Origin of the sequence: Mesorhizobium sp. M0496, assembly GCF_040321205.1 — a bacterium.
Lineage (GTDB): Bacteria > Pseudomonadota > Alphaproteobacteria > Rhizobiales > Rhizobiaceae > Mesorhizobium.
In genome coordinates, this window is record NZ_JAMYRC010000033.1 from 52,934 (window position 1) to 76,856 (window position 23,923).

Below are 23,923 nucleotides of genomic sequence, written 5' to 3' on the forward strand. Positions count from 1 at the left end.
ACCTGCTCAATGCGCGAAAACCTGCTCCAGCGAGCGAAAGCCCTTGAATTCCAGCGCATTGCCCGAGGGGTCGCGGATGAACAAGGTCGCCTGTTCGCCGGGCTCGCCCTTGAAGCGGACCATCGGCCTTTCCAGCCAGTCGATGTCGTCGCGCGCCTCCAGTCGCGTCGCCAGGTGCTGCCAGTCGTCCATCAAGAGCACGGCGCCGAAATGCGGGATAGGCACGGTGATGCCGTCGACCTTGCCGTCGCTGGGGGCCTGTGCGGCCTGCGGCCGCAGATGCGCCGACATCTGATGACCGAACAGATCGAAGTCCACCCAGGTCGCCGACGAGCGGCCGATGGCGCAGCCCAGCACCTCGCCATAGAAAACGCGGGTTTCATCGAGATCACGGACAGGAAAGGCGAGATGGAAAGGCGTCATCGAAAATGCTCCGAGCAGGCTGCGGACTGATTTTGCGTCGCAGGGTTCGCGATTTGAACCGTCAACCCTGCATCTTGATTGAAGCCCATGCCATTGCACAAGCCGGACCGGAACAATAGATGGGTGGGCAACGACCGGACGCCGGCCGCACCAGCAGGATTTCAGGCATGACCGATATATCAGACGCAGCAAAATTGACCGACCGCGTCGCGGCTCTGGTCGAGGCTGCCAAAAAGGCCGGCGCCGATGCCGCCGACGCGGTGGCCGTGCGCGGCCGCTCGACCGGTGTGTCGGTGCGTCTCGGCAAGGTCGAGGGTACAGAGGCCTCCGAGAGCGAGGATGTCGCGCTGCGCGTTTTCGTCGGCGGCCGGGTGGCGAGTGTTTCGGCGACAGCTGCCTCGGATCCGAAGGTGCTGGCCGAGCGCGCCGTTGCGATGGCGAAAGCGTCGCCGCAGGATCCCTATCAGGGGCTGGCCGACCCGGCATTGCTCGCCAAGCAGACGCGCGATCTCGATCTGTTCGACGCTACCGAAGTGTCGGCCGACCAGTTGAAGGAGGCCGCACTTGCAGCCGAAGCGGCCGCCCTTGCCGTCAAGGGCGTGACCAATTCGGCCGGCTCCAGCGCCGGTGCCGGCCTGGGCGGCCTGGTGCTGGCCACCTCGCACGGCTTTCTCGGTCACTATGTCGGCTCGCGTTTCTCGCGCTCGGCCAGCGTCATCGCCGGCGAGGGCACGGGCATGGAGCGCGACTATGAATTCTCCTCGCGCCAGCATTTTGCCGATCTCGACACGCCCGAATACATTGGCCGCAAGGCCGGCGAACGCGCGGTGCGCCGCATCGGCGCGCGCAAGGCGGCGACCGGGCCGGTCGACGTGGTGTTCGATCCGCGCGTCGCGCGCGGCATTGCCGGCCATCTTGCCGGCGCCATCAATGGTGCCTCGGTCGCGCGCAAGACGTCGTTCCTGCGCGACATGATGGGCAAGCAGGTAGCCGCCTCCGCCATCACTGTCACCGACGAGCCGCTCCGGCTGCGTGGACAGGCCTCGCGTCCGTTCGACGGCGAAGGCGTCGAGGGCGAAAAGCTGTTGATGGTCGAAAAGGGCGTGCTCAATCACTGGTTCCTGTCGACCTCGGCGGCGCGCGAGCTTGGGCTCGTCACCAACGGACGCGGCGCGCGCAACGGCTCTTCCGTTTCGCCGTCCTCCACCAATCTTGCCATCGAACCGGGCGAGCGGTCGCCGGAAGAGCTGATCAAATCGCTCAAGACCGGCTTCTACGTCACCGAGGTGTTTGGCCAGGGCGTCGACATGGTCACCGGCGAATACAGCCGTGGCGCCTCGGGCTTCTGGATCGAGAATGGTGAACTGGCCTATCCGGTCGCCGAGGTCACCATCGCCTCGAACCTGAAGACCATGTTCCTCAACATGGTGCCGGCCGATGATCTCGACCGCAATTTCGGCACCGCCGCCCCGACGCTTCTGATCGAAGGCATGACCCTTGCCGGAGCTTGACCTGACCACCGCCGGGGCCACCGAAGATTTGCCGTTGCTGCGCGATGCCGCCCGCGAGGCGGGGGTCATCGCCATGCGCTACTTCGGCAACAGCCCGCAAGTCTGGATGAAGGGCGGCACTTCGCCGGTCAGCGAGGCTGATCACGCCGCCGACGCCTATCTGCGCGAAACGCTGCTGGCGGCACGGCCGGATTATGGCTGGCTGTCGGAAGAAACAGTCGACGATCCGGTTCGGCTTTCGGCACGCCGCACCTTCGTCGTCGACCCGATCGACGGCACGCGCGGTTTTCTGGAAGGCCAGCGCACCTGGTGCGTCAGCGTCGCAGTCGTCGAGCATGGCCGCACGCTGGCCGGCGTGCTGGAATGCCCGGCGATGGAGGAGACCTATTGGGCGCTGCCCGGCCAGGGCGCCTTCCGCAATGGCAAGCGCATTGCAGTGCGCAAGCTGGCGGATACGGCCGAGATTTCCGGGCTGAAGCAGTTGACCGACCTGATGCCGGCCGAATGGCAGGCGCGGCTGAAGCGGGCGCCCTACAGCCCTTCGCTCGCCTATCGGCTGGCCATGATTGCCAATGGCGTGCTGGATGCCACTTTCGTCAAGCCGAATGCGCATGACTGGGACATTGCGGCGGCCGATCTCATCTTGCGCGAGGCCGGCGGCCAGTTGCTCGACCGGCACGGCCGCGCCCCGCTCTATGCCGGCGAGGTGACCCGCCACGGCGCGCTTGCCGCCGGCAGCGGTGAACTGCTGGCCGTGCTCGCCGATGTCATCGCCGGGCTGGATGCGTGAAGCGCTTTCCGGAGCGTGATGAATTCATCTCGCTCTAAAGGTTCCAAAGTCGCCGGCTTTGGTCTAGACCTGTCACAAACTCACGATATGTGAAGGACCGACATGGCCGCGGAAGACGGAAAGAAACAGCTTTTGCATCTGGTGTTCGGTGGCGAACTGAAGAAGCTTGGCGGCACCGATTTCCGCGATCTCGACGGGCTCGACATCGTTGGCATCTATCCGGACTATCAATCCGCGCACTCGGCGTGGAAAGCCAAGGCGCAAGCCAGCGTGGACAATGCCCACATGCGTTATTTCGTCGTTCATCTGCACCGGCTGCTTGACCCCGACAACAAGGCTGCCGGTTGACTTCGATGGAACATGATCTGGCGAAAGGGCCAGCAAGCGATGCCGCGCCCACGGGCAGGGGACGCAGCCGCACGACCAAGGCATTCTGGCGCAAGATTCGCCAACCGCTGGCGGAGTCGCGATTCGTCAAGAACGCCATCGCCAGCCTGTTCGCCCAGTTCGTCCGGTTCGTACGCCTCACCAACCGTGTCGTCGAGGGATCGGCGCGGTTTTCGGGCGGTGCCTATACCGAATTCGAGCCCGGTATCATCGTTCTGTGGCACGGCCAGCATCTGCTGACGCCGGCCTATTACCCCAAGCGCAAGCCGCTGGTCGCCATGGTCTCGCGCAGCGCCGATGCAGAACTCAACGCGCTGATGCTAGAAAAATTCGGCATCGAGGCGGTGCGCGGTTCGGGCGGGCGAGAAAATGCCAGGCATCTCGACAAGGGCGGAGCAAAAGCGCTTATCGCCCTGAAAAAGTCGCTCGCTGTCGGCAAGAACGTCGCCATGATTGCAGACATTCCGCACGGTACGCCGCGAGACGCAGGGCTTGGCATCGTTCTCCTGGCGCGCCTCTCGGGCCGGCCGCTACTGCCTGTCGCCATCACCACCAGCCGCCGCAAGGTGCTGGACAAGAGCTGGGACAAGACCACCATCAACCTGCCGTTCGGCCGATCGTCGATCGTCATCGGGTCGCCGATCTTCGTGGCGGCCGGCGCCGATGACGCCGAAATGGAGCGCAAGCGCCAGGAAGTGACGGTTGCGCTCAATGCCGCGACCGCCGAGGCCTACCGTCTTGTGGATGCCGCGCGATGAGCGGTCGCTGGGCGCGAGCCATGCTGTCGGCATATCGTTTCGCGGGGGCGGCCGCCTATCCGCTGGTCGGACCCTATGTCGCCTGGCGCACCTCGCGCGGCAAGGAAGACCGCTACCGCCGGCGCGAGCGCTATGGCGTCGCCGGCCGCCCGCGGCCCGAGGGTCCGGTGATCTGGATCCATGCCGCGAGCGTCGGTGAGACCATAGCGGTCGTGCCGCTGGTCGAAAGCATTCTCGACTACGGCGTCAACATCGTGCTGACGACCGGCACGGTCACCTCAGCGCAAGTCGCCGACGAGCGGCTCGGTGACCGCATCATCCACCAATATGTACCGCTCGACCTCAAGCCGGCGGTCAGCCGGTTCCTCGATCACTGGCAGCCGGATCTGGCGATCATCGCCGAATCCGAGATCTGGCCGATGACCATCCTCGAGCTTGGCGCGCGCCGCGTGCCGCAGGTGCTGGTCAATGGCAGGCTGTCCGACCGTTCGTTCAGGTCGTGGAAGAAACGGGCCAACATCGCCGAGGCGTTGTTCGAGAACCTGGCTCATGTGGTGGCGCAATCGGATGTCGATGGCGAACGATTTCTAGCGCTCGGCGCGCGGCCGGTCACCGTGTCGGGCAACCTCAAGGTCGATACCTCGCCGCCGCCTGTCGACGAACGGGTGCTGGCGACGCTGCGGCGGCAGATCGGCGCGCGCCCGACCTGGGCGGCGATCTCGACCCATGACGGCGAGGAGGTGGTCGCGGCGGAAGTCCACGCGACGCTGCACAAGCGTCACCCTGGTCTTCTGACGATCGTCGTTCCACGCCATCCCGATCGCGCCGAGGCGCTGGCGGCGCAGATTTCCGGCATGGGCCTGAAGGTCGCCCGGCGCAGCAAGGGCGACAGGATCACTGCCGACACCGATATATTGCTGGGCGATACGATCGGCGAGATGGGGCTCTATCTCAGGCTGACGGAAATCGCCTTCGTCGGCCGCTCGCTGACCTCCGAGGGTGGCCAGAACCCGTTGGAGCCGGCCATGCTCGACACGGCGGTTCTCGCCGGCCGCAACGTGCAGAATTTTCGCGAGGCCTACCAGCGTCTGCTCGACAGCGGCGGCGCCAAGCTGGTGCGCGATCGCGACATGCTGGCCGGCGCCGTCAATTTCCTCCTGACCAACGAAGTGGCGCGCCACGAGATGATGGCGGCGGGCGTGGCGACCGTCGACGAGATGCGCGGCGCTCTGGCCCGCACGCTGAAATCGCTTGAGCCCTACATCCAGCCGCTGGTCGTCAAGTCGCGCCTGAAGGGCGCGAACGGGCGCTAGCGTGGCTTCCGAAGCACCACCATTCTGGTGGGAAGAGCCGGACTGGCGGGTCCTGGCACTGTCGCCGCTATCGGCCATCTATGCGCTCGCCGCCGGCCGCGGCATGCGGCGGGCCAGGCGCGAGAAGATCGAGGCACCGGTTCTGTGCATCGGCAATTTCACCGTTGGCGGTACCGGCAAGACGCCGGTGGCCATCGCGCTCGCCGAACAGGCCAAACGCATGCATCTCAAGCCGGGCTTCCTGTCGCGCGGCCATGGCGGCTCCTTCGCCGAGCCGCATGTCGTCGATATCCATCATGACAGCGCCAGGCATGTCGGCGACGAGCCGCTGCTGCTCGCCGAACACGCACCGGTGGCGGTGACGCCGAACCGCGCCGCCGGCGCCCGGCTGCTGCTGGAAAAGCATGCCTGCGATTTCCTGATCATGGACGATGGCTTTCAGAGCGCGCGCATCCACATCGACTACGCGCTGGTCGTCGTCGATGCGCGCTACGGGATCGGCAACGGCCGCGTCATTCCGGGCGGCCCGCTCAGGGCCAAGGTCGTCGACCAACTGGTCTTCACCAGCGGACTGTTGAAGATGGGCGAGGGCACCGCCGCCGACACCGTCGTCCGCCAGGCGGCACGCGCCGGCCGGGCGATCTTCGAAGCCCATACCGAGCCAAGTGGGAAGGCAGGGCTTGCCGGCAAGCGGTTCCTTGCCTTCGCCGGTATCGGCCATCCCGAGAAATTCTTCGACACGGTGCGCGAGGCCGGCGGCGAGTTGGTGTTGACGCGGCCGTTTCCGGACCATCATTTCTATGCCGAGGACGAACTTGCCGAGCTGGCGGCAACGGCCCGTGCCGAAGGGCTCGGCCTCATCACCACCGCCAAGGACGCCGCCCGGCTGCGCCATGGCGCCTCACAGGACTTTCTCGACCGGCTCGAGGTGCTGGAGATCGACACGGTTTTCGAGCTGGATCACGTGCCCGAACGTATCATCGACGAAACGCTGGATGCCTGGCGCCAGCGAAAGCTGAAGGGCTAGCCCCGCTTACGCATCTCCGGATGCACCTCGATTTCGCGGCGCAGCGAGATGGTAGCGTTGATATAGGGCTCTTGCCTGGCGACGCTCCAGTATTTCAACTCATCGAGCGGAATGCTTTCGCCTGTTACCGCGCAGCGCACGAATGCGCCGGGGCTGGTAACCTGGAAGTCGCCATCGAGATAGCGGATGCGGGCTTCCTTGGCGCCGGGGCCTTCGAAACGGTTCATCATGCAGGGACGCTGAGGTTCATGGGGATTTCATCGCCACAAATTGCCGGCGAGGTCAAGCATGTGACAAGCCTGAGACAATGCTGAACCCCTATTGTTGGCGAGAAAAACGCTGTTGCCGGGGCACAATGGACATTTCCTCTGCTCGTCTTGCCGCCTTGCTCAGGGAAGCGATGACGCCGCAGGCCGTGCCGTCGGCAAAGGCCGATCCGGTAAAAGCCGCTCTCGTGAAGGCGCTGGTGGCGCCGCCGCCACCATCCGGCGCGCCCGTGCGTCCGGCGGCGACACCGACACTGCCTGTGCTCTTATTACCGGCGACCGCGAGAGCCCAGCAGACAGCGTCGTCCGAGATGGTGCAGGCCTATCTGGCGCTCGCGGAACCGGATGGCGAGGCAGCCGACGATGCGGCATCGGCACCGACTGCGGCGAGGAGACCGGTCGACGGCGACACCACGCAACGTGGCCTGGCGCCGCCCCCGGCAAGGGTCGATGAGGGAGCCGCCGCAAGGCCTGCCGCACTGCCATGGCTTGCGCTTCTCTCACCTGAGGTTCCGGCCCTGCGCCGCGCGACCGACGCCAATGCGGTTGCGGGACGAGGGCAGGCGGCTTCCCGGTCGAGCAACGTGCGGCCCGGAAGCAGGCAGATGAGCGTGGGGCTGACATCGTTGGCTGCCGGGCTGTTGGCAGCGGCGATCGTCGGGTTCGTTCTCCTGGTGCTGCGCTAACCCTCGGCGTCGATGAAGGCTTCCATCTTTTCCGGCGCCAGGCCTGCCTGCACAGCGATACGGCGCGCCAGTTCCGCCGTGGCGGCACGTGGCCGCCCCATCGGTCGGTCGAGCCAGTAGGACACCGGATTGAGCGCGGTACGCTCGTCGACGGGAGTGATGCGGCCCGACTCCAACTGATGCCCGGTCAGCGGCGGGCGCGCCAGCGCGATGCCGAGCCCATAGGCGGCGGCGTCGAGCACCAGATTGTAATCCTCGAAACGGCGGTCCTGTGGGCGCGGGCGATAGTCCATGCCTTGCGCGGCAAACCAGGCGCGCCAGGCCGAGGCGTCGGAATCGTTGATCAGCGGATATTTGAGCAGCCGGGCAGGGTCGCCGCGCCCGATCTCGCGGGCAAGCTCCGGTGAGGCGACGGGGAAGACATGTTCCTCGAAAAGCTGCACCGAAATGCGGCCCGGAATGCCGCCGCGGCCGCAGCGGATCGAGAGGTCGATGCCTTCGTCCGCAAGGTCGGCCTGGCGGATGTCGACGTCAAGTACGATGCGCAGCTTGGAAGGATCGTTCTCCAGCGCTGCCATGCGCGGCATCAGCCACAACCCGCTGACCGAGGGGATCGAGGTCAGCCTCACCACGGCGGTGCCGCGCGGCTCGACCCAGCGGTCGGAATGGCTCGATATGAGCGCGAAGGCTTCGGCCGTGCGCAGATGCAACCGGTTGCCTTCGATGGTCAGCGAGACGCCGCGCGCGCCGCGATCGAACACTTTCAATCCCAGCCAGTCTTCGAGCTTGGCGATCTGCCGGCTAACGGCGCCGTGGGTGATGTTGAGCTTTTCTGCCGCCGCCGAAAAGCTGCCCGTTCGCGCCGCGGCGTCGAAGGCGCGCAGCGTTTCGAGCGGTACCATTGTGTACGAGCTGTGATCCATAGTCACAGGTGATCCTCGATTTGGTCGTTTGTCAACCGGCCCGAAAAGGCGTTTTCTGCCTTTCAGGACCGAAGAATACGAGGGCAGTGAGATGAGCGCAATGACCAGTACGTTGAATCCGACACAGCGGATGGACACCACGGCAGCCATCGCTGTGGCACTGACGGTGGTCGGCTGGGCATCGGCCTTTCCGGCGATCCGTGCCGGTCTTGCCGCCTTCGGACCGCTGGAACTCGGTGCGTTGCGCTTTGCCATCGCCGCCGTGCCGGCGGCGATCTTCCTCGCCGTCAAGCGCCCGGCGCTGCCCAGGCTCGACGAAGTGTGGCGCCTGGTCTTTGGCGGCGCCATCTTCGTCGCGCTCTACACGGTAATGCTCAATTTCGGCGAACTGACCGTCTCGGCCGGTGCCGCCGGCTTCATTATCAATGTCAGCCCGATCTTCACCGCCATCATGGCAATGGCGTTGCTTGGCGAGCGTTTTTCGGGCATGGCCTGGGCCGGCACGGTGATCTCCTTCGCTGGCATTGGCGTCATCGCCATGGCCGACGGGCATGGCCTGCATTTTAACACCGGTGCCCTGCTGGTGCTTGGCTCGGCCTTGTGCTCGGCCGTCAACACCATCGTCCAGAAGCCGCTGTTTGCCCGCCATCATCCGTTGACCATTTCGGCCTCCAATATGGTGCTTGGCGCACTTTGCCTGGCACCCTTCCTGCCGAGCGGCTTTGCGCAGGCAGCGGTTGCCAACACCGCCGGTCTCGGCGCTGTGATCTTTCTCGGCATCGTGCCCAGCCTCATCGCCTATGCCGCATGGGCAACCGCTCTGTCGCGTCTGCCGGCCGCACGTGCGTCGAACTTCCTCTATCTGGTTTCGCCCATGTCTGCCCTGATCGGCTTCTTCTGGCTGGGCGAAGTGCCGACGCTGCTTGGCATCCTCGGCGGCGCGCTGGCGCTCGGCGGCGTCATCGTTGTGAATTTGAAGCGTTAAAGCAAAAGATTGGAGCTGTTTCCGGACTCAAATCCCGAGCCGAAGGCAATCCCGATCCGGTGCATGTCAGCACGTCGCATATCGAGCGCGCCAACCTCACCATGCGCATGGCAAACCGCCGCTTCACACGCCTTACCAATGCGTTCTCAAAGAAGTTCGAAAACCATGTCCACATGGTCGCGATCTACACCGTCTGGTACAACTTCATCAAAATGCACAAGACGTTGAAAATGACGCCGGCAATGGCCGCTGGCGTGTCTCAGACGCTTGGTCGATGGACGATCTTTGCGAGAAGATGGATGCCGTTGCGCCGAAGCCGGGCAAGCGCGGACCGTACAAAAAGGTGGCTTAAGGCGGCGGAGCTTCGACGGTAATCTTGATCGCGGCATAGTAAGCCGCAACATTGGCGATGTCTTCATCGCTCAGGTGGTTGACGACCAACGACATCATATAACTCTTGCGCTCTCCGGCCTTGTAAGCCATCAGCGAGTGGACGAGATAGTCGTACTTCTGCCCGGCGAGATTGGGCGCTTCGCCACCGCCGGCCAGAGCTCTGCCGAGGCCTTCCTTGCCGTGGCACGATTGGCATTTCACCGTGACTGCCCGGCCGGCGGTGATGTCGCCTGCTGCCTGCGCAAATGAGGAGGTGAGCACGAGGGCAGCCATGCCAAGGATCAAACTACGCACACTATCCTCCGTGAAATGCTCCGTAAGATCTGACGACCCTACACCCGGCGAGACGGCGTAGCGAATCTTCCAAGGTCGAAGATCGGAAATTCAAACTGAGACACTACCCGTGCCCGCTGTGATGCAGACATGCGCCAGGCGGGCGGCTATGGTGGGCCGCTTTTGTGGAACATAGCGGGGTCGGGATGGGAAGATGGTTCATATCCGTAATTTCTTGTGTGCTTCTGCTGAGCGGGAAGGCCGCCGCGGGTTGGTATCACGTGGAGAATTACGAAGGGTCCATCGGCTCCCAGCCCGTTCATGTCTCGCTTCAGACATATGACGGCTTCGGCAGCGGCATGACCATCGAGGGAAGCTACTTCTACGACGCGAAACAAAGCCCGATAGCCGTGTTCGGCAAGCTCAACGGCACCAGGCTCGCGCTCTGCGAGATTTCGAACGACAAGGAATTCGACCGGATATTGGTGGTTGGATCAAAGATCCCCGTCGACACCACCGGATGCCCATTTTCCCTCGACATGGCTGAAAGCGGCGCGACAGGCAGCTGGAGCAAGGGGGCGGACACGTTTCCCGTCACGCTCAAGAAGGTCGCGAGTCTGGACGATACTGGCGACCCAAAGCTCGACGGGACCGTCGAGATTCCCTTCTGGGCCGAAACAGCCGCCCACAGGTTTGCCGGTCCTTATACGAACACCGACTCAGGCACTTGCATGGCGAAAATGCGGGTCATCAAAAAGAGCAGCAGGAAGGTCGTTCAGGAGATCGCCTTCGATGATGATAACTGCAATGCCGGCATGCTGATGACGTCCATCTATGCGAACGTCGAGAAGTGGGCCGAGCGAGGCAAGGACATCATTTCGGTGAATTTTCGAGGTGGCGGCGCCGGATATCAGATGGACTATGCCTTTGACCGCAAGACCAAAAAATACCGCCAGAGGAAATGAAGCGGGACGCCGATAGACCTCAACGCCGCCCGAACAGCCTTTCGATATCCGCTAGCTTGAGTTCGATATAGGTTGGGCGGCCGTGGTTGCAGGTGCCGGAGCCTGGTGTCGCCTCCATCTGCCGCAGCAGCGCGTTCATCTCTTCGGCCTTGAGCAGGCGGCCGGAGCGAACCGAGCCGTGGCAGGCCATGGTCGCGGCGATCTTGTCCAGCCGCTCCTTCAGTGTCTCGACCGTGTCGTTGTCGGCGATCTCGTCGGCGAGATCGCGCACCAATTGCTGGACATTGGTTTCGCCGAGCATCGACGGCGTCTCGCGCACCGCGACGGCGCCCGGGCCGAAGCGCTCGATGCCGAGGCCGAAGCGGGCCAGCGTCTCGGAATGCAGGGCAAGCCGCTCGGCGTCCTCTTCCGGCAGATCGATGATTTCAGGCAGAAGCAGCATCTGCGAGGGTACCGGCCGCGAATGCAGCGCATTTTTCAGCGCCTCATAGACCAGCCGCTCATGCGCTGCGTGCTGGTCGACAATGACGAGCGAATCCCTGGTCTGCGCGACGATGTAGTTCTCATGCACCTGCGCGCGTGCCGCACCCAGCACCGCGCCAAGCAAAGTCTCGGCCGCTTCGGTCTGGCCGGCGCGCGCATCGGCGCTGGCGCCGGCATCGAACGCCGCCTGTTCGTTTTCACGAAAACCGCGATGCTCGAAGCCCGCTCCCTCGAAACCCATGTCGAGAGGGCGCTGGGATGAACGGGCAGCATCGAAGCCGGACGAGCCCGACGCGCGGTAGGCCGCGTCGTAGCTGCGGTGGCCGTTCGCCGGGCCGCCGTGGCTGTAGGATGCGGCACCGGGTCGGAAGGCCGCCATCATACCGGCAGCGCCCGTGGTCGCGGCACGAATGCCGGAATCGGCAAGCGCCTGGCGGATGGCGCCGACGATCAACCCGCGCACCAGGCCAGGGTCGCGGAAGCGCACATCGGCCTTGGCCGGGTGGACATTGACGTCGACGATGGCCGGATCGAGCGACAGGAACAGCACCGTTACCGCATGGCGGTCGCGCGGCAAGACGTCGGCATAGGCACCGCGAATGGCGCCGGCGATCAGCTTGTCGCGCACTGGGCGACCGTTGACATAGGCATACTGCTGCAAGGCATTGGCGCGGGTGAAGGATGGGATCGACACGTGACCGGTCAAATGCACGCCTTCGCGCATCGCGTCGATGGCAATGGAATTGTCGGGAAAGTCGGCGCCCATCACCTGGGCGACGCGGCGCAGACTGCCTTCCGCGCTGTCGTCGGTCGCCGGCAGTTCCAGTGTCGAGCGATCCGAGCCGGCCAGCGTGAAGCGCACGGCGGGGAAGGCAATGGCGATGCGCTTGATCACATCGCTGGTCGCCGAGCTTTCGGCGCGCTCGCCCTTCATGAATTTCAGCCGGGCCGGCGTGGCGAAGAACAGGTCGCGCACCTCCACCGTGGTGCCGCGATTGGCTGCCGCCGGCCTGATGGCCGAAACGCGGCCACCCTCGATGCCGATCTCGGCGGCACTGTCGCCGGCGGCCGTGCGCGAACGGATCGACAGCCGCGACACCGAGCCTATCGACGGCAGCGCCTCGCCGCGGAAGCCGAGCGAACGGATGTCGTTGATATCCTCGGTGAGCTTGGAGGTGCAGTGGCGCGCAATCGCCAGCGCCAGCTCCGGTTCGGGAATGCCGGAGCCGTCATCGGTGACGCGGATCAGGTTCAGTCCGCCGCCGGCGGTGACGATCTCGACGCGCGAAGCACCGGCGTCGAGCGCATTTTCGACCAGTTCCTTGACCACGCTTGCCGGACGCTCGATGACTTCGCCGGCGGCGATCTGGTTGATCATCGTTTCGGAAAGCTGGCGGATGGGCATGGCGTCACTATAGGCGGATTCGAAGGCGATGAGGAAGCATTCGATGTAGGCGGAATAGCGGTGATGCTGTCCCGCCGACTTCCAAGGAACTGGGAGGCACTGTTCCCTCACGCCTGCGCCGCCAGCCAATCCCTGACCTTGCGCGCATTGTCGCTGAGTTCGCGGTTCTTCGGCCAGACGACGTAGAACGCCTTGCCGGTCTTCAGCACATGATCCGTCACCGGTACCAGCAGGCCGGACGCCAGCAGCCGCTCGGCGAGGTGCCGCCAGCCGAGAGCGATGCCTTGCCCTTCCATCACGCCCTGGATCACCAAGCCATAGTCGTTGATGCGCAGGCCGCGCGCGGTATCGCTGAGATTGGCGCCGGCCGACAGGAACCATTCGTCCCAGCTGGCCGCCTCGCGATACGGCTCTTCCAGATGGATGAGGCGGTGCGTGGCCAGTTCCGCGACGGATTTGGGCAGGCCGAATTTTGCCGCGTAGCTGGTTCCAGCAACGGGGAAGATTTCCTCGTCCGCCAGCGGCAGCGAATGATAGTCCGGCCAATCCCGCGGCTCGCCGCCGCGCACGCCGAGCGGGATGCCTTCGGCGATGATGTCGAGGTCGCGATCGGCCGTCTGGATGCGCAGGTCGATGCCGGGCAGTTCGTCGCGAAACTGCTGCAGGCGCGGCATCATCCAGAAGGAACCGAAAGCCGTCGAGGCGGCCAGCGTCACGTGGCCGCCGGTTGCCTGCAGGCGCAGATCCTCCGCCGACTTTCGGATATGCGAGAGGCCGAGCGAGACGTCGGCGTGGAAGCGCTCACCGGCCTCGGTCAGGATGACCTGGCGGTGGCGGCGCTGGAAAAGCTTGGCGCCAAGCTGTTCTTCCAGTCCGCGCACCGCATAGGAGACGGCAGCCTGCGTCATGCCGAGCTCGCGCCCGGCGGCGGTGAAGCTCGAGAGCCGCCCGGCGGCCTCGAAGACGATCAGGCTGCCGGCCGAGGGCAGGAGGTGGCGCAGGCTTCGCATAAGCTCAGCTTATACAAGCGATCAGGATTTTCCAGCGTCACATCGCTATTTTGTCCCGTTAGGCTGGTCCCAATGAGTGGAATGGAGTTGCCATGAACGCACCGGCCCCCGAAGTGACCGAACACGCTAATCGTCGAAGTGGCGGCCGTCTCGGGCGCAAAGCGCTGCGCGGAGCGCCCGTAACGTCGTTTCCGACGCTGGTCCGCCAGATCCCCGTCTATCAGATGGTTCCGGACGAGGCGGTCGAGCTGATCCACCAGGAGTCGCTCGCCATCCTTGAAGAGGTGGGATGCGAGTTCCGCGACGACGAGGCTATCGCGCTCTGGAAGGCCGCGGGGGCAGACGTTTCGGAGACACGTGTCCGCATCGACCGCGCCTTGCTGATGGAACTCGTGTCGAAGGTCCCGTCGGAGTTCACGCTCAATGCGCGCAATCCGCAGCGTTCGGTGCGCGTGGGCGGCAACAACTCCATTTTCGCGCCGATGTACGGCGCACCCTATGTGCGCGACCTCGACAACAACAGGCGCTATGGCACGCTCGCCGACCTGCAGAATTTCCACAAGCTCGCCTACATGGCGCCGGCGCTGCATTCATCGAGTTCGATCATCTGCGAGCCGATGGAAATCGCGGTGCCGAAGCGTCACCTCCACATCATCCATTCGGCACTGAAGCACTCCGACAAGCCGTTCATGGGCATCGTCACGTCCAAGGATCGGGCGGAAGACACGATGGCGATGGCGGGCATCGTGTTCGGCGAGGATTATGTCCGCGACAACCCGGTCCTGGTGTCGATCACCAACTGCAATTCGCCGCTTGTGTGGGACGCCACCATGCTGGACGCGATGAAGGTCTATGCGCGGAGCAACCAGCCGCTGATCCTCGCGCCCTTCGCGCTGTGCGGCGCCTCGACCTCGGCCTCCGCCGTGGGCGCGGTGGCGCAGGTCAACGCGGAAGCGCTGGCGGGCATCGCGTTCACGCAACTGCTGCGTCCGGGGTCGCCGCAGATCTACGGGCAGTTCATGGTGACGGTGGACATGAAGACCGGCGCTCCCATGGGCGGCACGCCGGAGGCGGCCCAGATGATGTATCTGATGGGAGCCCTGGCGCGGAAATATCGGCTGCCATGGCGCACGTCCGGATTCCATGTCGGGTCGAAGCTCAACGATGCGCAGGCGGGCTACGAGGCGAACATGCTGATGCATGCCGCCATCCTGGCCGGCGCCAACTACATCTGGCACTCCGCCGGATGGCTCGAGGCCGGCCTGACTTGCGGCTATTCGAAATTCGCGACCGACTGCGAACAGCTGATCGGCTGGTACAAATATGCCGGCGGGCTGCCGTTCGACGATTTCAAGGAAGCGATGGCGGCGATCCGCGAGGTGGGGCCGCAGGGTCATTTCCTGGGCACCCAGCACACGCTCGACCATTTCGAGTCCGCCTTCTTCATGCCCTCGATCATGGACTTCAACTCGTTCGAGCAGTGGAAGGCCGAAGGGGCAAAGGACCACGACACGCGCGGCCGCGAGAAGGCACGCAACATGCTGGCGGATTATGAAGAGCCGAAGCTCGACGAAGGCATCGCCGATGGCCTGACAGACTTCATCGCGCGGCGCGAGGAGAGGCTGCCGGACAGCGTCAGTTGAGGCGACGCACGAAGACCAAATGGGAACCAGACGGGAGGAAAAAATGACACTCTTCAGTAGCAATGGTGATCGCGTGCCGGGCGCTATCGAGGCGATGGCAGTCGAAGCACGTGCCGGTCGTGTCGACCGGCGCGAATTCCTGGCGCTCGCAAGCGCCTTCGGTGCCTCGACGGCGCTTGCCTATGGCATGATCGGCCTTGCCGTGCCCGACCGGGCGGTGGCGCAGGAGCCGAAGAAAGGCGGAACGCTGCGTGTATCGATGTCGGTGAAGGGACAGAAGGACCCGCGCACTTACGACTGGGTGGAACTGGCCAACATTTCGCGCTGCTGGCTGGAGCCGCTGGTCCGCTACACCAGGCAATTCACATTCGAGCCGGTCCTGCTTGAAAGCTGGGACATCAACGACGACGCCACCGAATATGTGCTGCATGTGCGCAAGGGCATCACCTGGAACAACGGCGATGCTTTCAACGCCGATGACGTCGCCTACAATCTGACGCGCTGGTGCGAGAAAGGCGTCGCCGGCAATTCGATGGCCGCACGTGTCGGCGCGCTGATCGACGCAAAGACCAAAAAGGCCAGGGATGGCGCGATCACCAAGGTCGACGACAACACGGTCAAGCTGAAGCTCAGCGAACCCGACATCTCGCTGATCCCGAATTTCACCGACTATCCGGCGCTCGTCGTGCACCGCAATTTCGATGCCGACGGTGCCGATCCGATCAAGAAGCCGATTGGCACCGGACCGTTCGAACTGGTCTCATACGATGTCGGCCAGAAGGCGGTCGTCAAGCGCCGCGAGAATGGCAAATGGTGGGGTGGTGAAGCGCCGCTCGACGGTGTCCAATTCATCGACTATGGCACCGACTTCAACGCCTCGATCAATGCATTCGACTCCGGCGAGATCGACCTCAATTTCGAGACGCCCGCCGACTTCATCGACATCCTCGACAAGATGGATCTGGTGAAATCGGAAGTGGCGACGGCGACGACGCTGGTTGCCCGCACCAACATCACCCACAAGCCCTATGACGACCAGCGGGTGCGCAATGCGCTGCAGATGGCCGTCGACAACAATGCGGTGCTCGAACTTGGCTATGCCGGGCGAGGCACCCCTGGTGAAAACCACCACGTGGCCCCGATCCACCCGGAATACTACCCGCTGCCCAAGAAGACACGCGACGCCGCCGGCGCCAAGAAGCTGATGGCGGAAGCCGGACAGGCCGACTTCGAGCATGAGCTGATCACCATCGAGGACGATTGGCAGAAGAATACGGGCGACGCGATTGCCGGCCAGCTGCGCGATGCCGGGATCAAGGTCAAGCGCACGGTGCTGCCGGGTTCGACCTTCTGGAACGACTGGACGAAGTACCCCTATTCGATGACGATCTGGTACATGCGCCCGCTCGGCGTTCAGGTGCTGGCGCTGGGATATCGCACCGGCGAGGCCTGGAATGAATCGGCATACTCGAATCCCGATTTCGACGCCAAGCTCAAGCAGGCGCTTTCGCTCATCGACGTGGAGAAGCGGAAGGAGGTGATGAAGGATGTCGAACAAATCCTGCAGGATTCGGGCGTCATCGTTCAACCGTTCTGGCAGAAGCTCTACAGCCATATGAACAAGAAGGTGAAGAACTACGGTGTCCACCAGACCTTCGAGATGGACCTTCAAACCGTCTGGCTCGACGGCTGAAACAGGGTGCTGCAGGACTTCATGAGCCGCAAAAAAGCCGATATGCAGGATACGTGGTATTGATAGGCTTAAGCCATCAAAAGCCGGAGATTCTGCATGAGACTGACAGTGCTCGCTGCCGCCCTTTCGATAGCCTTGCCCGCGGCCGCCGTCGCCGGCCCGGCGTCCAATGCCGTGAAGTTCTTCTATGTTCCAGCGGTCAAGTTCGAGGCCGACGAACAATACCGGGATCGATTCACCGAGCCGGTGACGAAACTGTTCGACCTGAACGACCAGGCAACGAAAAAGAACCCGGACCAGGTCGCCTGCATCGATTTCGATCCTGGCCTGGACGCCCAGGATTTCGATCAGAAGACCGTCTCGAAAACGCTGAAACTGTCTGAGAAGCTGGATGGCGACAACGCAGAGGTTACAGCATCCTTCAGCCTTTTCTCCGAGGGCGACGATTCCAAGCGCGAAATGGTCTGGTCGCTCAAGAAGATCGACGGCAAGTGGAAGATATCGGACATCGCGTCCAAGACCAGCGACTGGACGCTCAGCGCGCTGGAATGCGTGGCCGGCCAGACACCGGAGTGATGCGATGGCCCATCGCCCGATCCTGGCACTGTCGACCATGTGCCTGCTGGCGGTGGGTCTGAGTGGCGCCGCCGCGCAAGGCTTGTTGGGTGCGCCGCCGGCAAACGCCCCGGCTGACACCGCGCCGGGCGACAGCGGGCCGCCGCCCGCAAATGCGCCCGGAGCGGCTGTGGAACCAACAACGCCGCCGGTCGGATGGTCGCCAGCCGAGGCAGCGCCCGCAGCACCTGTCCAGCCGGGATCCCCGACAGCGGTGGTGCGGCCGTTTTACGATCGGGTCGGGCTGGAGATCGATCCGTCAGAGCGCAGCCATTTCACCGATCCGGCGAAAACCGTGCTCGACAAGAGCGACGCCTTGCGCAAGTCCGGGCAGGGCGAGTGCCTCGACCCCAACATGGCGCTGGACAATGCGGACTACGACAAGGCCGAGATCGACAAGAGCCTGAAGACGCTTGAAGCGATCAACGGCGACCAGGCCAAGGTCATCGTTGCCTTCGTCATATCAGGCAACCCGCACCGGCTGGAATGGAAATTCAAGAAGGTCGACGGCGACTGGAAGATCACGGACCTGTTGTCGGTGACCGGCGAGTGGGCCCTCAGCCAATATCAGTGCGAATAGGTACCGATGAAGATCACCAATATCCGCGTCACCCATGTCAACGTTCCGCTCGATGCGCCGTTCTGGTGGACGGCCGGTCTCTATGGCGGCGCCTCGAAGTCGATCATCGAAGTCGAGACCGACGAAGGCGTCGTCGGATTGGGCGAGGCCCCGTGGTGGCACTTCGGCGAGGTGATCAAGGCCGAGATCGCGCCGGCGCTGATTGGTGCCGATCCGCTCGACATTGCCGATTGCGAGGCGCGCTGCGTGCCGCCGTGGCAGATCACCGCCAATACCGGCGAGAACGCCGCCTCTGTCGCCTTCGGCGCCGTCGAACTGGCGCTCTGGGACATCAGAGGCAAGGTCTTCGGCATGCCGCTCTACAAGGTGCTAGGCGGCGCGGTACGCAAGGACATTCCGTTTTCGGAATATTTCTCCTTTCGCGCGGCACAGAATGGGGCGGGCGGCGAGATGACGCCCGAAGCGATCGTCGATTACTGCCTGAAGATGCGCGAAGAGCACGGCTCGACTATCTTCGAGGGCAAGCTGATCATGGGCGATCCCCAGCTTGAAATCAGGACCGTGCGCATGCTGCGCGAGGCGCTGGGCGAAAAGGCGCAGATCAAGCTCGATTCCAACATGCAATGGTCGCTGACCACGGCGCGCTGGGTGCTGCGCGAGATCGAGCCGTTCAACATCCGCAACTACGAGGACCCGGTCGCCACTTTCGAGGAGATGGCAGCACTGCGCCAGCACTCGCGCATCCCGTTTTCCACGCACACTCCAGACCTCAGACGAGCGGTGGCGCTTGGCGCTCCGGATTACTTCGTCTGTAATTTTGCCGCCCTGGGCGGTCTGTCGAAAACCCTGAAATTCATCGCTGCCTGCGAGGCGATGGGCAAGGGCTTCTGGTGCTATTCGAATGATCTCGGCATCATGACATCGGCCTATCTGCATGTCGTGGCGGCGACGCAGTGGATCACCGAGGCATCGCAGTCACTGTTTGCCTGGCAGATCGGCGACGTCATCAAGGACGGTCCGTTTCGCCAAACCGGCAACACGGTGCGCGTGCCGGAAGGTTACGGGCTGGGCGTCGAGCTCGACCCCGCCGCGATGAAGCGTTGGGCGGGGCACTTCGCGGAGCATGGGCCGATGGGCCATTTCAGCGATCCGAACAAGCCTGGCCGCTACCGGCGTCTGCCGCTCAACTGATGTGGTCTCGATCGTCAAGACGTCCTTGTTCAGCCGCGCCCGCGATAGGGCGCGACACCGGTGTCGGGCAGCCAGGCGCCTTCGGGCGGAGCGCCGGTTTGCCAGAACACATCGATCGGAATGCCGCCGCGCGGATACCAATAGCCGCCTATGCGCAACCACAGCGGCTTGGTTGCCGCCACGATGCGGCGGCCGATCATGACCGTGCAGTCTTCATGGAAGGCGCCATGGTTGCGAAACGAGGTCATGAACAGCTTGAGCGACTTCGATTCCACCAGCAGCGCATCGGGTGCATAGTCGATGACGATATGGGCGAAGTCCGGCTGGCCGGTGACCGGGCACAGCGAGGTGAATTCCGGGCAGGTGAAGCGCACGATCGCCGGCGGTCCGTCGCCGCGCGAAAACGGTACGGTCTCCAGGACTGCTGCTTCGGGGCTTTGTGGCGTCTCGACGTGCGCGCCGAGTTGGGTGAGGGTCTTGGTGTCTATCATGGCGGGATCCTTATCGCATGCCGCCCGGAGTGCGCGTGGGACGACATGCTTGAAAACGAATTTTGCCGCTCATTAGCACAATTTGAAACCGCAGGAAGACGATGACCAGCAACGATCCGCTTCTCCAGCCCTACCAGCTCAAACATCTGACGCTGAAGAACCGGGTCATGTCGACCAGCCATGAGCCGGCCTATTCCGAGGACGGCATGCCGAAAGAGCGCTATCGGCTCTACCATGCCGAAAAGGCCAAGGGCGGCATGGCGCTGACCATGACCGCCGGTTCGGCGATCGTTTCGCGCGACAGTCCGGCCGCCTTCGGCAATCTGCATGTCTATGAGGACAGGATCGTGCCGTGGCTGGCCGAACTCGCTGACGCCTGTCACGAGCACGACTGCAAGGTGATGATCCAGATCACCCATCTCGGCCGCCGCACCGGCTGGAACAAGGCCGATTGGCTGCCGGTGCTCTCGGCTTCGCCCGTGCGCGAACCGGCGCATCGCGCTTTCCCGAAGACCATCGAGGACTGGGACATCGAGCGCATCGTCGCCGACTATGCCTCGGCCGCGCAGCGCTGCCAGGCCGCTGGCCTCGACGGCATCGAGTTCGAAGCCTACGGCCATCTGATCGACGGCTTCTGGTCGCCGGCCACCAACCATCGCGACGACGAATTCGGCGGCTCGCTCGACAACCGCCTGCGCTTCACCAACATGGTGCTCGACGCCGTGCGTGCGGCGGTCGGAGACAAATTCGTCGTCGGCATCCGCATGGTCGCCGATGAAGATTTCGAAAAAGGCCTATCGAAGGAGGAGGGCGTCGAGATTGCAAAGCGGCTGGCCGGCTCCGGCAAGGTCGATTTCCTCAACATCATCCGTGGCTCGATCGAGAGTGACGCGGCGTTGACCAAGGTTATCCCGGTGACCGGCATGCGCTCGTCGCCGCATCTCGATTTCGCCGGCGAGGTGAGGGCGGCGACAAAATTCCCGACCTTCCATGCGGCGCGGATTTCCGATGTCGCCACCGCACGGCACGCCATCGCCACCGGCAAGCTCGACATGGTCGGAATGACCCGCGCCCACATCGCCGATCCGCACATCATCAAAAAGGTGATGGAAGGCCGCGAGCACGAGATTCGCCCGTGCGTCGGCGCCACCTATTGTCTGGACCGCATCTACGAAGGCGGCGAAGCGCTGTGCGTCCACAATGCGGCGACCGGCCGCGAGGCCGAAATTCCGCACATTATCGTCAAGACCGAAGGGCCGAAGCAGAAAGTCGTCGTCGTCGGCGCCGGCGCCGGCGGGTTGGAAGTGGCGCGGGTCGCGGCCGAGAGAGGCCACAAGGTGGCGATCCTGGAAGCATCGTCACAGGCCGGCGGCCAGGTTCGGCTGGCGACGCAGAACCCGCGGCGCAAGGAATTGATCGGCATCATCGACTGGCGATTGGCCGAACTCGACCGGCTCGGCGTCGAGATCCGCTATGACACCTGGGCGGAGAAGGACGATGTCCTGGCCCTGTCGCCCGACGTGGTGGTGGTGGCCACCGGCGGCCTGCCGCAGAACCCGCCGCTGACGGCAGGCGACAACCTGGTCACCTCGAGTTGGGACATCATGGCCGGCAGCGCCAAGCCGGCCGAAAATGTGCTGCTCTATGACGACAATGGCGGCCATCAGGGCATGGGCGCGGCCGAATTGATCGCCAATGCCGGCTCGAAACTCGAACTTGTCTCGCCGGAGCGGTTCTTTGCCCCGGAAATGGGCGGCATGAACCACGTGCCCTATATGCGCGCCTTCCAGGAGAAGGGCGTCACCATCACAATCAACACAAGGCTGCGCTCGGTGCGGCGCGAGGGCAACCTGCTGGTCGCCGAACTGGCCTCGGATTTCGCCGATGGCTGGCGCGGCGAGCGCAGGGTCGACCAGGTGGTGGTCGAGCACGGCACGCTGCCGCTCGACGATCTCTATTTGTCCTTGAAACCGCTGTCGAAGAACGGCGGCGCGGTGGATTATGAGCGGCTGGTGAGCGGTGGCGACATTTTTCCGGCGCGCAACCCAGAAGCGCGCTTCGTGCTGTTCCGGATCGGCGACGCGGTCGCCTCGCGCAACATCCATGCCGCCATCTATGACGGCATCAGGTTCGGTTTGCGGATTTGAAATTCGTTATCGATCGGTGGCGCGCGGTCGGACCTGCGTACGAGAGCCCGTGTACTTCGGTCCGACCGCGCGCCCGCACGTCATTGGCTCGTCGCCAGACAACATGCGATCCGTGAAATTGTGCTGCGTCTCAGACCATCCGCGCGACGGCCATGCACAGCACGGTGATAACCAGCAGACCGCCGGCGATGCGCTCGCCTCTTGTCATTTTCGCGCGCAACTGGGCTTCCGTCGCCGCATCGGTGCCGGCAAGCTGCCTGGTGGCAGAACCCACCAGCGCGCCCTGTACGCCGGCGGCAATTAGAGCCGTGGCGATTCCCAGCGCCAGCACCTTCTCCATCGGGCCGAAAAGGCCTTCATGGAAGAAATACCAAAGCAGTATGCCGGTGAAGAAAACCAGTCCGGCCGCACCCATTTGGGGCCGGAAGAACCGTTCCGCTCGGATCTCCGGATCGCGGCCGACCGCGATGGTGGTGCCGGCCCAGAACACGCCGGCCATGACATGAAGACCGAGGACGACGATATAGACATATTGCATGACCGCATTTCCTCTTTTTTGCCCGCCGTTCGCATATAATTAGATATCAAATGATTAGATGTCAATGTATAAGCCTGTCACTCAGTTCCCTCTACGGAGAACACCGCCTAGTGTCTGACGATGACGCCCTTTGACCGCCCGCCAGTCGGCATGAATCTTGGCCGCACCGCCAAGCTTGTCGCCCAAGCCTTCGATGCTGCTCTTGTCGAAGCGGGCGGTACGTTGCCGGTCTGGCTCACTCTGCTGTCTGTCAAGTCGAGCAAGCTTGCCAATCAGCGCGAGCTTGCCGGCATGATCGGCATCCAGGGGGCGACGCTGACCCACCATCTCAACGCGATGGAGGCGCAGGGCCTGCTGATGCGCCGCCGCGATACCGTCAACCGCCGGGTTCATCTGGTCGAACTGACCGCGGCCGGAGAGGCGATGTTCGAGACATTGCGCAAGGCCGCGTTGTCCTTTGACAAGCGGCTGCGGGTCGGACTGTCCGACGAGCGGCTGGCGGAGTTCGCGCAGGTGCTGGCGGCATTGCGGGCGAATGTCGAAAGCTAGAGCAGGATAAGACTCAGTCGTCGTAGCCCCGGATTGTCCCAAAGGTGTAATGGCGCAGCTTCAGCGCGGTGATCAAATTGGTCAGCTTCGTCTTGCCGTCGAAGCGGTCCTGGAACATCTCGTCATGCATCAACAGGATCAGCTTGCCGGGCTTGACGAAGCGGCCATATCCGAACAAGTGATCGATCTCGCTGACCAGATGGTCGACGCTCTGCACCGGCTCGCCGCTGTCCTTGTGTACCCACTCGTGATCCCAGCCGTAGAGATAGAAGCCTGAGGCGGCGACGAACTCGTAGTCGGGCTCCTCACGACCCTCCTGGGCCAGGCCGAGCGAGGTGTCGTTCTTCGACATCGAGGGCAGCCTGAACACGTCACGCCCCGGCAGCCGCGCGTGCACCACCGGCTTGAGCCCGAGTACCGCATTCGCCCGCATCATGTCGGCAACGACACCTTCGGTGTCGGCGTAAAAATGCTGGTAGCGGTTGTTGGCGTGGCTATAGCTGTGGTTGCCGAGCGTCACCAGCGCAAGCTGCCTGGCGCGTTGGACGAGCGCCCTGTTACCTGCGCTCGCCTGCGCATGCATGCCGACCATGAACATGGTTGCCGGAACCTGCTCGGCTTCCAGCACATCGAGGATGTTGCTTGTGCCGTTCAGCGGGCCATCGTCGAAGGTGAGATAGATGGTGCGGTCGGCCCCATGGGCGGGGACCACAAAAATCAACAGTGCCGCCAAGACAAGCCGAAAAAGTGTCATCACTCGCAATATCCGGGTGCGGGTATGGCAGGCCGCCATTGACCTGCCACTGAGAATTTCCTCCATCTGAGATTAGAGTCCGGGCCTTGATTGAAGGACGGACTGATGAAGAGAAAGCGGTTTA

At 63.6% G+C, this 23,923-nt stretch carries 25 protein-coding genes and 1 pseudogene; 17 read left to right on the plus strand and 9 right to left on the minus strand.

Features of this window, described 5'->3' with window-relative positions; all coding sequences use genetic code 11:
- Positions 1–6: 6 nt before the first annotated feature.
- A complete protein-coding gene (locus NKI73_RS24230; RefSeq protein WP_352633301.1) occupies positions 7–423 on the minus strand; it encodes a VOC family protein in 417 nt (138 codons plus the stop codon).
- Positions 424–590: 167 nt separating this feature from the next.
- On the opposite strand from NKI73_RS24230, the gene NKI73_RS24235 reads away from it, so the two are divergent.
- The 6 genes from NKI73_RS24235 (at position 591) to lpxK (ending at position 6,209) form a co-directional block, all read left to right on the plus strand.
- Positions 591–1,934, plus strand: a complete 1,344-nt coding sequence (locus NKI73_RS24235; protein ID WP_352633302.1) for a TldD/PmbA family protein — start codon at positions 591–593, stop codon at positions 1,932–1,934.
- Positions 1,921–2,724: a 3'(2'),5'-bisphosphate nucleotidase CysQ gene (locus NKI73_RS24240; RefSeq protein ID WP_352633303.1), complete on the plus strand. Its 804-nt coding sequence runs from the start codon at positions 1,921–1,923 to the stop codon at positions 2,722–2,724. The genes NKI73_RS24235 and NKI73_RS24240 overlap by 14 nt, the downstream gene beginning before the upstream one ends.
- A 102-nt stretch (positions 2,725–2,826) precedes the next feature.
- Positions 2,827–3,072: a DUF4170 domain-containing protein gene (locus NKI73_RS24245; RefSeq protein WP_352633304.1), complete on the plus strand. Its 246-nt coding sequence runs from the start codon at positions 2,827–2,829 to the stop codon at positions 3,070–3,072.
- Between the two features lie 5 nt (positions 3,073–3,077).
- Positions 3,078–3,869 carry a lysophospholipid acyltransferase family protein gene (locus NKI73_RS24250; RefSeq protein ID WP_352633305.1) on the plus strand — a complete coding sequence of 264 codons (792 nt, stop codon included), beginning with the start codon at positions 3,078–3,080 and terminating at the stop codon, positions 3,867–3,869.
- A complete protein-coding gene (gene waaA, locus NKI73_RS24255) occupies positions 3,866–5,182 on the plus strand; it encodes a lipid IV(A) 3-deoxy-D-manno-octulosonic acid transferase (RefSeq protein WP_352633306.1) in 1,317 nt (438 codons plus the stop codon). The genes NKI73_RS24250 and waaA overlap by 4 nt, the downstream gene beginning before the upstream one ends.
- Before the next feature lies 1 nt (position 5,183).
- On the plus strand, positions 5,184–6,209 hold the full coding sequence (gene lpxK / locus NKI73_RS24260; RefSeq protein ID WP_352633307.1) for a tetraacyldisaccharide 4'-kinase: 1,026 nt from the start codon (positions 5,184–5,186) through the stop codon (positions 6,207–6,209).
- On the opposite strand, the gene NKI73_RS24265 is transcribed toward lpxK, so the two are convergent.
- Entirely contained in the window at positions 6,206–6,439 is a 234-nt protein-coding gene (locus tag NKI73_RS24265; RefSeq protein WP_352633309.1) for a DUF2093 domain-containing protein, read from the minus strand. The genes lpxK and NKI73_RS24265 overlap by 4 nt on opposite strands.
- A 125-nt stretch (positions 6,440–6,564) precedes the next feature.
- Between NKI73_RS24265 and NKI73_RS24270 the strand changes: the two genes are divergently transcribed.
- The gene (locus NKI73_RS24270; RefSeq protein ID WP_352633310.1) at positions 6,565–7,161 is read left to right on the plus strand and encodes a hypothetical protein; all 597 of its coding nucleotides are present in this window, start codon (positions 6,565–6,567) and stop codon (positions 7,159–7,161) included.
- Here the strand turns inward: NKI73_RS24270 and NKI73_RS24275 are convergent.
- Positions 7,158–8,084, minus strand: a complete 927-nt coding sequence (locus tag NKI73_RS24275) for a LysR family transcriptional regulator (protein WP_352633311.1) — start codon at positions 8,082–8,084, stop codon at positions 7,158–7,160. The genes NKI73_RS24270 and NKI73_RS24275 overlap by 4 nt on opposite strands.
- Before the next feature lie 91 nt (positions 8,085–8,175).
- Between NKI73_RS24275 and NKI73_RS24280 the strand changes: the two genes are divergently transcribed.
- Positions 8,176–9,069 (plus strand): DMT family transporter, encoded by an 894-nt coding sequence (locus NKI73_RS24280; RefSeq protein ID WP_352633312.1) that lies wholly within the window; start codon positions 8,176–8,178, stop codon positions 9,067–9,069.
- A 44-nt stretch (positions 9,070–9,113) separates the two neighbouring features.
- Positions 9,114–9,421 (plus strand): annotated as a pseudogene (locus tag NKI73_RS24285) (IS1 family transposase); the annotation flags it as partial.
- Here the strand turns inward: NKI73_RS24285 and NKI73_RS24290 are convergent.
- Positions 9,418–9,735 carry a c-type cytochrome gene (locus NKI73_RS24290; protein WP_352633313.1) on the minus strand — a complete coding sequence of 106 codons (318 nt, stop codon included), beginning with the start codon at positions 9,733–9,735 and terminating at the stop codon, positions 9,418–9,420. The pseudogene NKI73_RS24285 and the gene NKI73_RS24290 sit on opposite strands and share 4 nt — an antisense overlap.
- 281 nt (positions 9,736–10,016) lie before the next feature.
- Here NKI73_RS24290 and NKI73_RS24295 point away from each other — a divergent pair, with 281 nt between their 5' ends.
- Positions 10,017–10,700 carry a hypothetical protein gene (locus NKI73_RS24295; RefSeq protein WP_352633314.1) on the plus strand — a complete coding sequence of 228 codons (684 nt, stop codon included), beginning with the start codon at positions 10,017–10,019 and terminating at the stop codon, positions 10,698–10,700.
- Positions 10,701–10,719: 19 nt separating this feature from the next.
- On the opposite strand, the gene mutL is transcribed toward NKI73_RS24295, so the two are convergent.
- Positions 10,720–12,588, minus strand: coding sequence for a DNA mismatch repair endonuclease MutL (mutL, locus tag NKI73_RS24300; RefSeq protein ID WP_352633326.1), 1,869 nt, complete (start codon positions 12,586–12,588; stop codon positions 10,720–10,722).
- 107 nt (positions 12,589–12,695) lie between these two features.
- Entirely contained in the window at positions 12,696–13,598 is a 903-nt protein-coding gene (locus tag NKI73_RS24305; RefSeq protein WP_352633315.1) for a LysR substrate-binding domain-containing protein, read from the minus strand.
- A gap of 92 nt (positions 13,599–13,690) precedes the next feature.
- On the opposite strand from NKI73_RS24305, the gene NKI73_RS24310 reads away from it, so the two are divergent.
- From NKI73_RS24310 to NKI73_RS24330, 5 genes are all read left to right on the plus strand, one after another.
- Positions 13,691–15,241, plus strand: a complete 1,551-nt coding sequence (locus NKI73_RS24310; RefSeq protein WP_352633316.1) for a trimethylamine methyltransferase family protein — start codon at positions 13,691–13,693, stop codon at positions 15,239–15,241.
- A 43-nt stretch (positions 15,242–15,284) separates the two neighbouring features.
- Positions 15,285–16,934 (plus strand): ABC transporter substrate-binding protein, encoded by a 1,650-nt coding sequence (locus tag NKI73_RS24315; protein ID WP_352633317.1) that lies wholly within the window; start codon positions 15,285–15,287, stop codon positions 16,932–16,934.
- A gap of 96 nt (positions 16,935–17,030) precedes the next feature.
- Positions 17,031–17,510 carry a DUF3828 domain-containing protein gene (locus NKI73_RS24320; RefSeq protein WP_352633318.1) on the plus strand — a complete coding sequence of 160 codons (480 nt, stop codon included), beginning with the start codon at positions 17,031–17,033 and terminating at the stop codon, positions 17,508–17,510.
- 4 nt (positions 17,511–17,514) lie between these two features.
- Positions 17,515–18,129: a hypothetical protein gene (locus NKI73_RS24325; RefSeq protein WP_352633319.1), complete on the plus strand. Its 615-nt coding sequence runs from the start codon at positions 17,515–17,517 to the stop codon at positions 18,127–18,129.
- 6 nt (positions 18,130–18,135) lie between these two features.
- Positions 18,136–19,320: a mandelate racemase/muconate lactonizing enzyme family protein gene (locus NKI73_RS24330; protein WP_352633320.1), complete on the plus strand. Its 1,185-nt coding sequence runs from the start codon at positions 18,136–18,138 to the stop codon at positions 19,318–19,320.
- 29 nt (positions 19,321–19,349) lie between these two features.
- Here NKI73_RS24330 and queF read toward each other — a convergent pair whose 3' ends face one another.
- Entirely contained in the window at positions 19,350–19,811 is a 462-nt protein-coding gene (gene queF / locus NKI73_RS24335) for a preQ(1) synthase (protein WP_292190578.1), read from the minus strand.
- A gap of 101 nt (positions 19,812–19,912) precedes the next feature.
- Between queF and NKI73_RS24340 the strand changes: the two genes are divergently transcribed.
- Positions 19,913–21,958 (plus strand): oxidoreductase, encoded by a 2,046-nt coding sequence (locus NKI73_RS24340; RefSeq protein WP_352633321.1) that lies wholly within the window; start codon positions 19,913–19,915, stop codon positions 21,956–21,958.
- 130 nt (positions 21,959–22,088) lie between these two features.
- On the opposite strand, the gene NKI73_RS24345 is transcribed toward NKI73_RS24340, so the two are convergent.
- On the minus strand, positions 22,089–22,496 hold the full coding sequence (locus NKI73_RS24345) for a hypothetical protein (RefSeq protein WP_352633322.1): 408 nt from the start codon (positions 22,494–22,496) through the stop codon (positions 22,089–22,091).
- Positions 22,497–22,616: 120 nt separating this feature from the next.
- On the opposite strand from NKI73_RS24345, the gene NKI73_RS24350 reads away from it, so the two are divergent.
- Entirely contained in the window at positions 22,617–23,045 is a 429-nt protein-coding gene (locus NKI73_RS24350) for a MarR family winged helix-turn-helix transcriptional regulator (protein WP_352633323.1), read from the plus strand.
- Between the two features lie 13 nt (positions 23,046–23,058).
- Here NKI73_RS24350 and NKI73_RS24355 read toward each other — a convergent pair whose 3' ends face one another.
- Entirely contained in the window at positions 23,059–23,799 is a 741-nt protein-coding gene (locus NKI73_RS24355; protein ID WP_352633327.1) for a polysaccharide deacetylase family protein, read from the minus strand.
- Between the last annotated feature and the right edge of the window lie 124 nt (positions 23,800–23,923).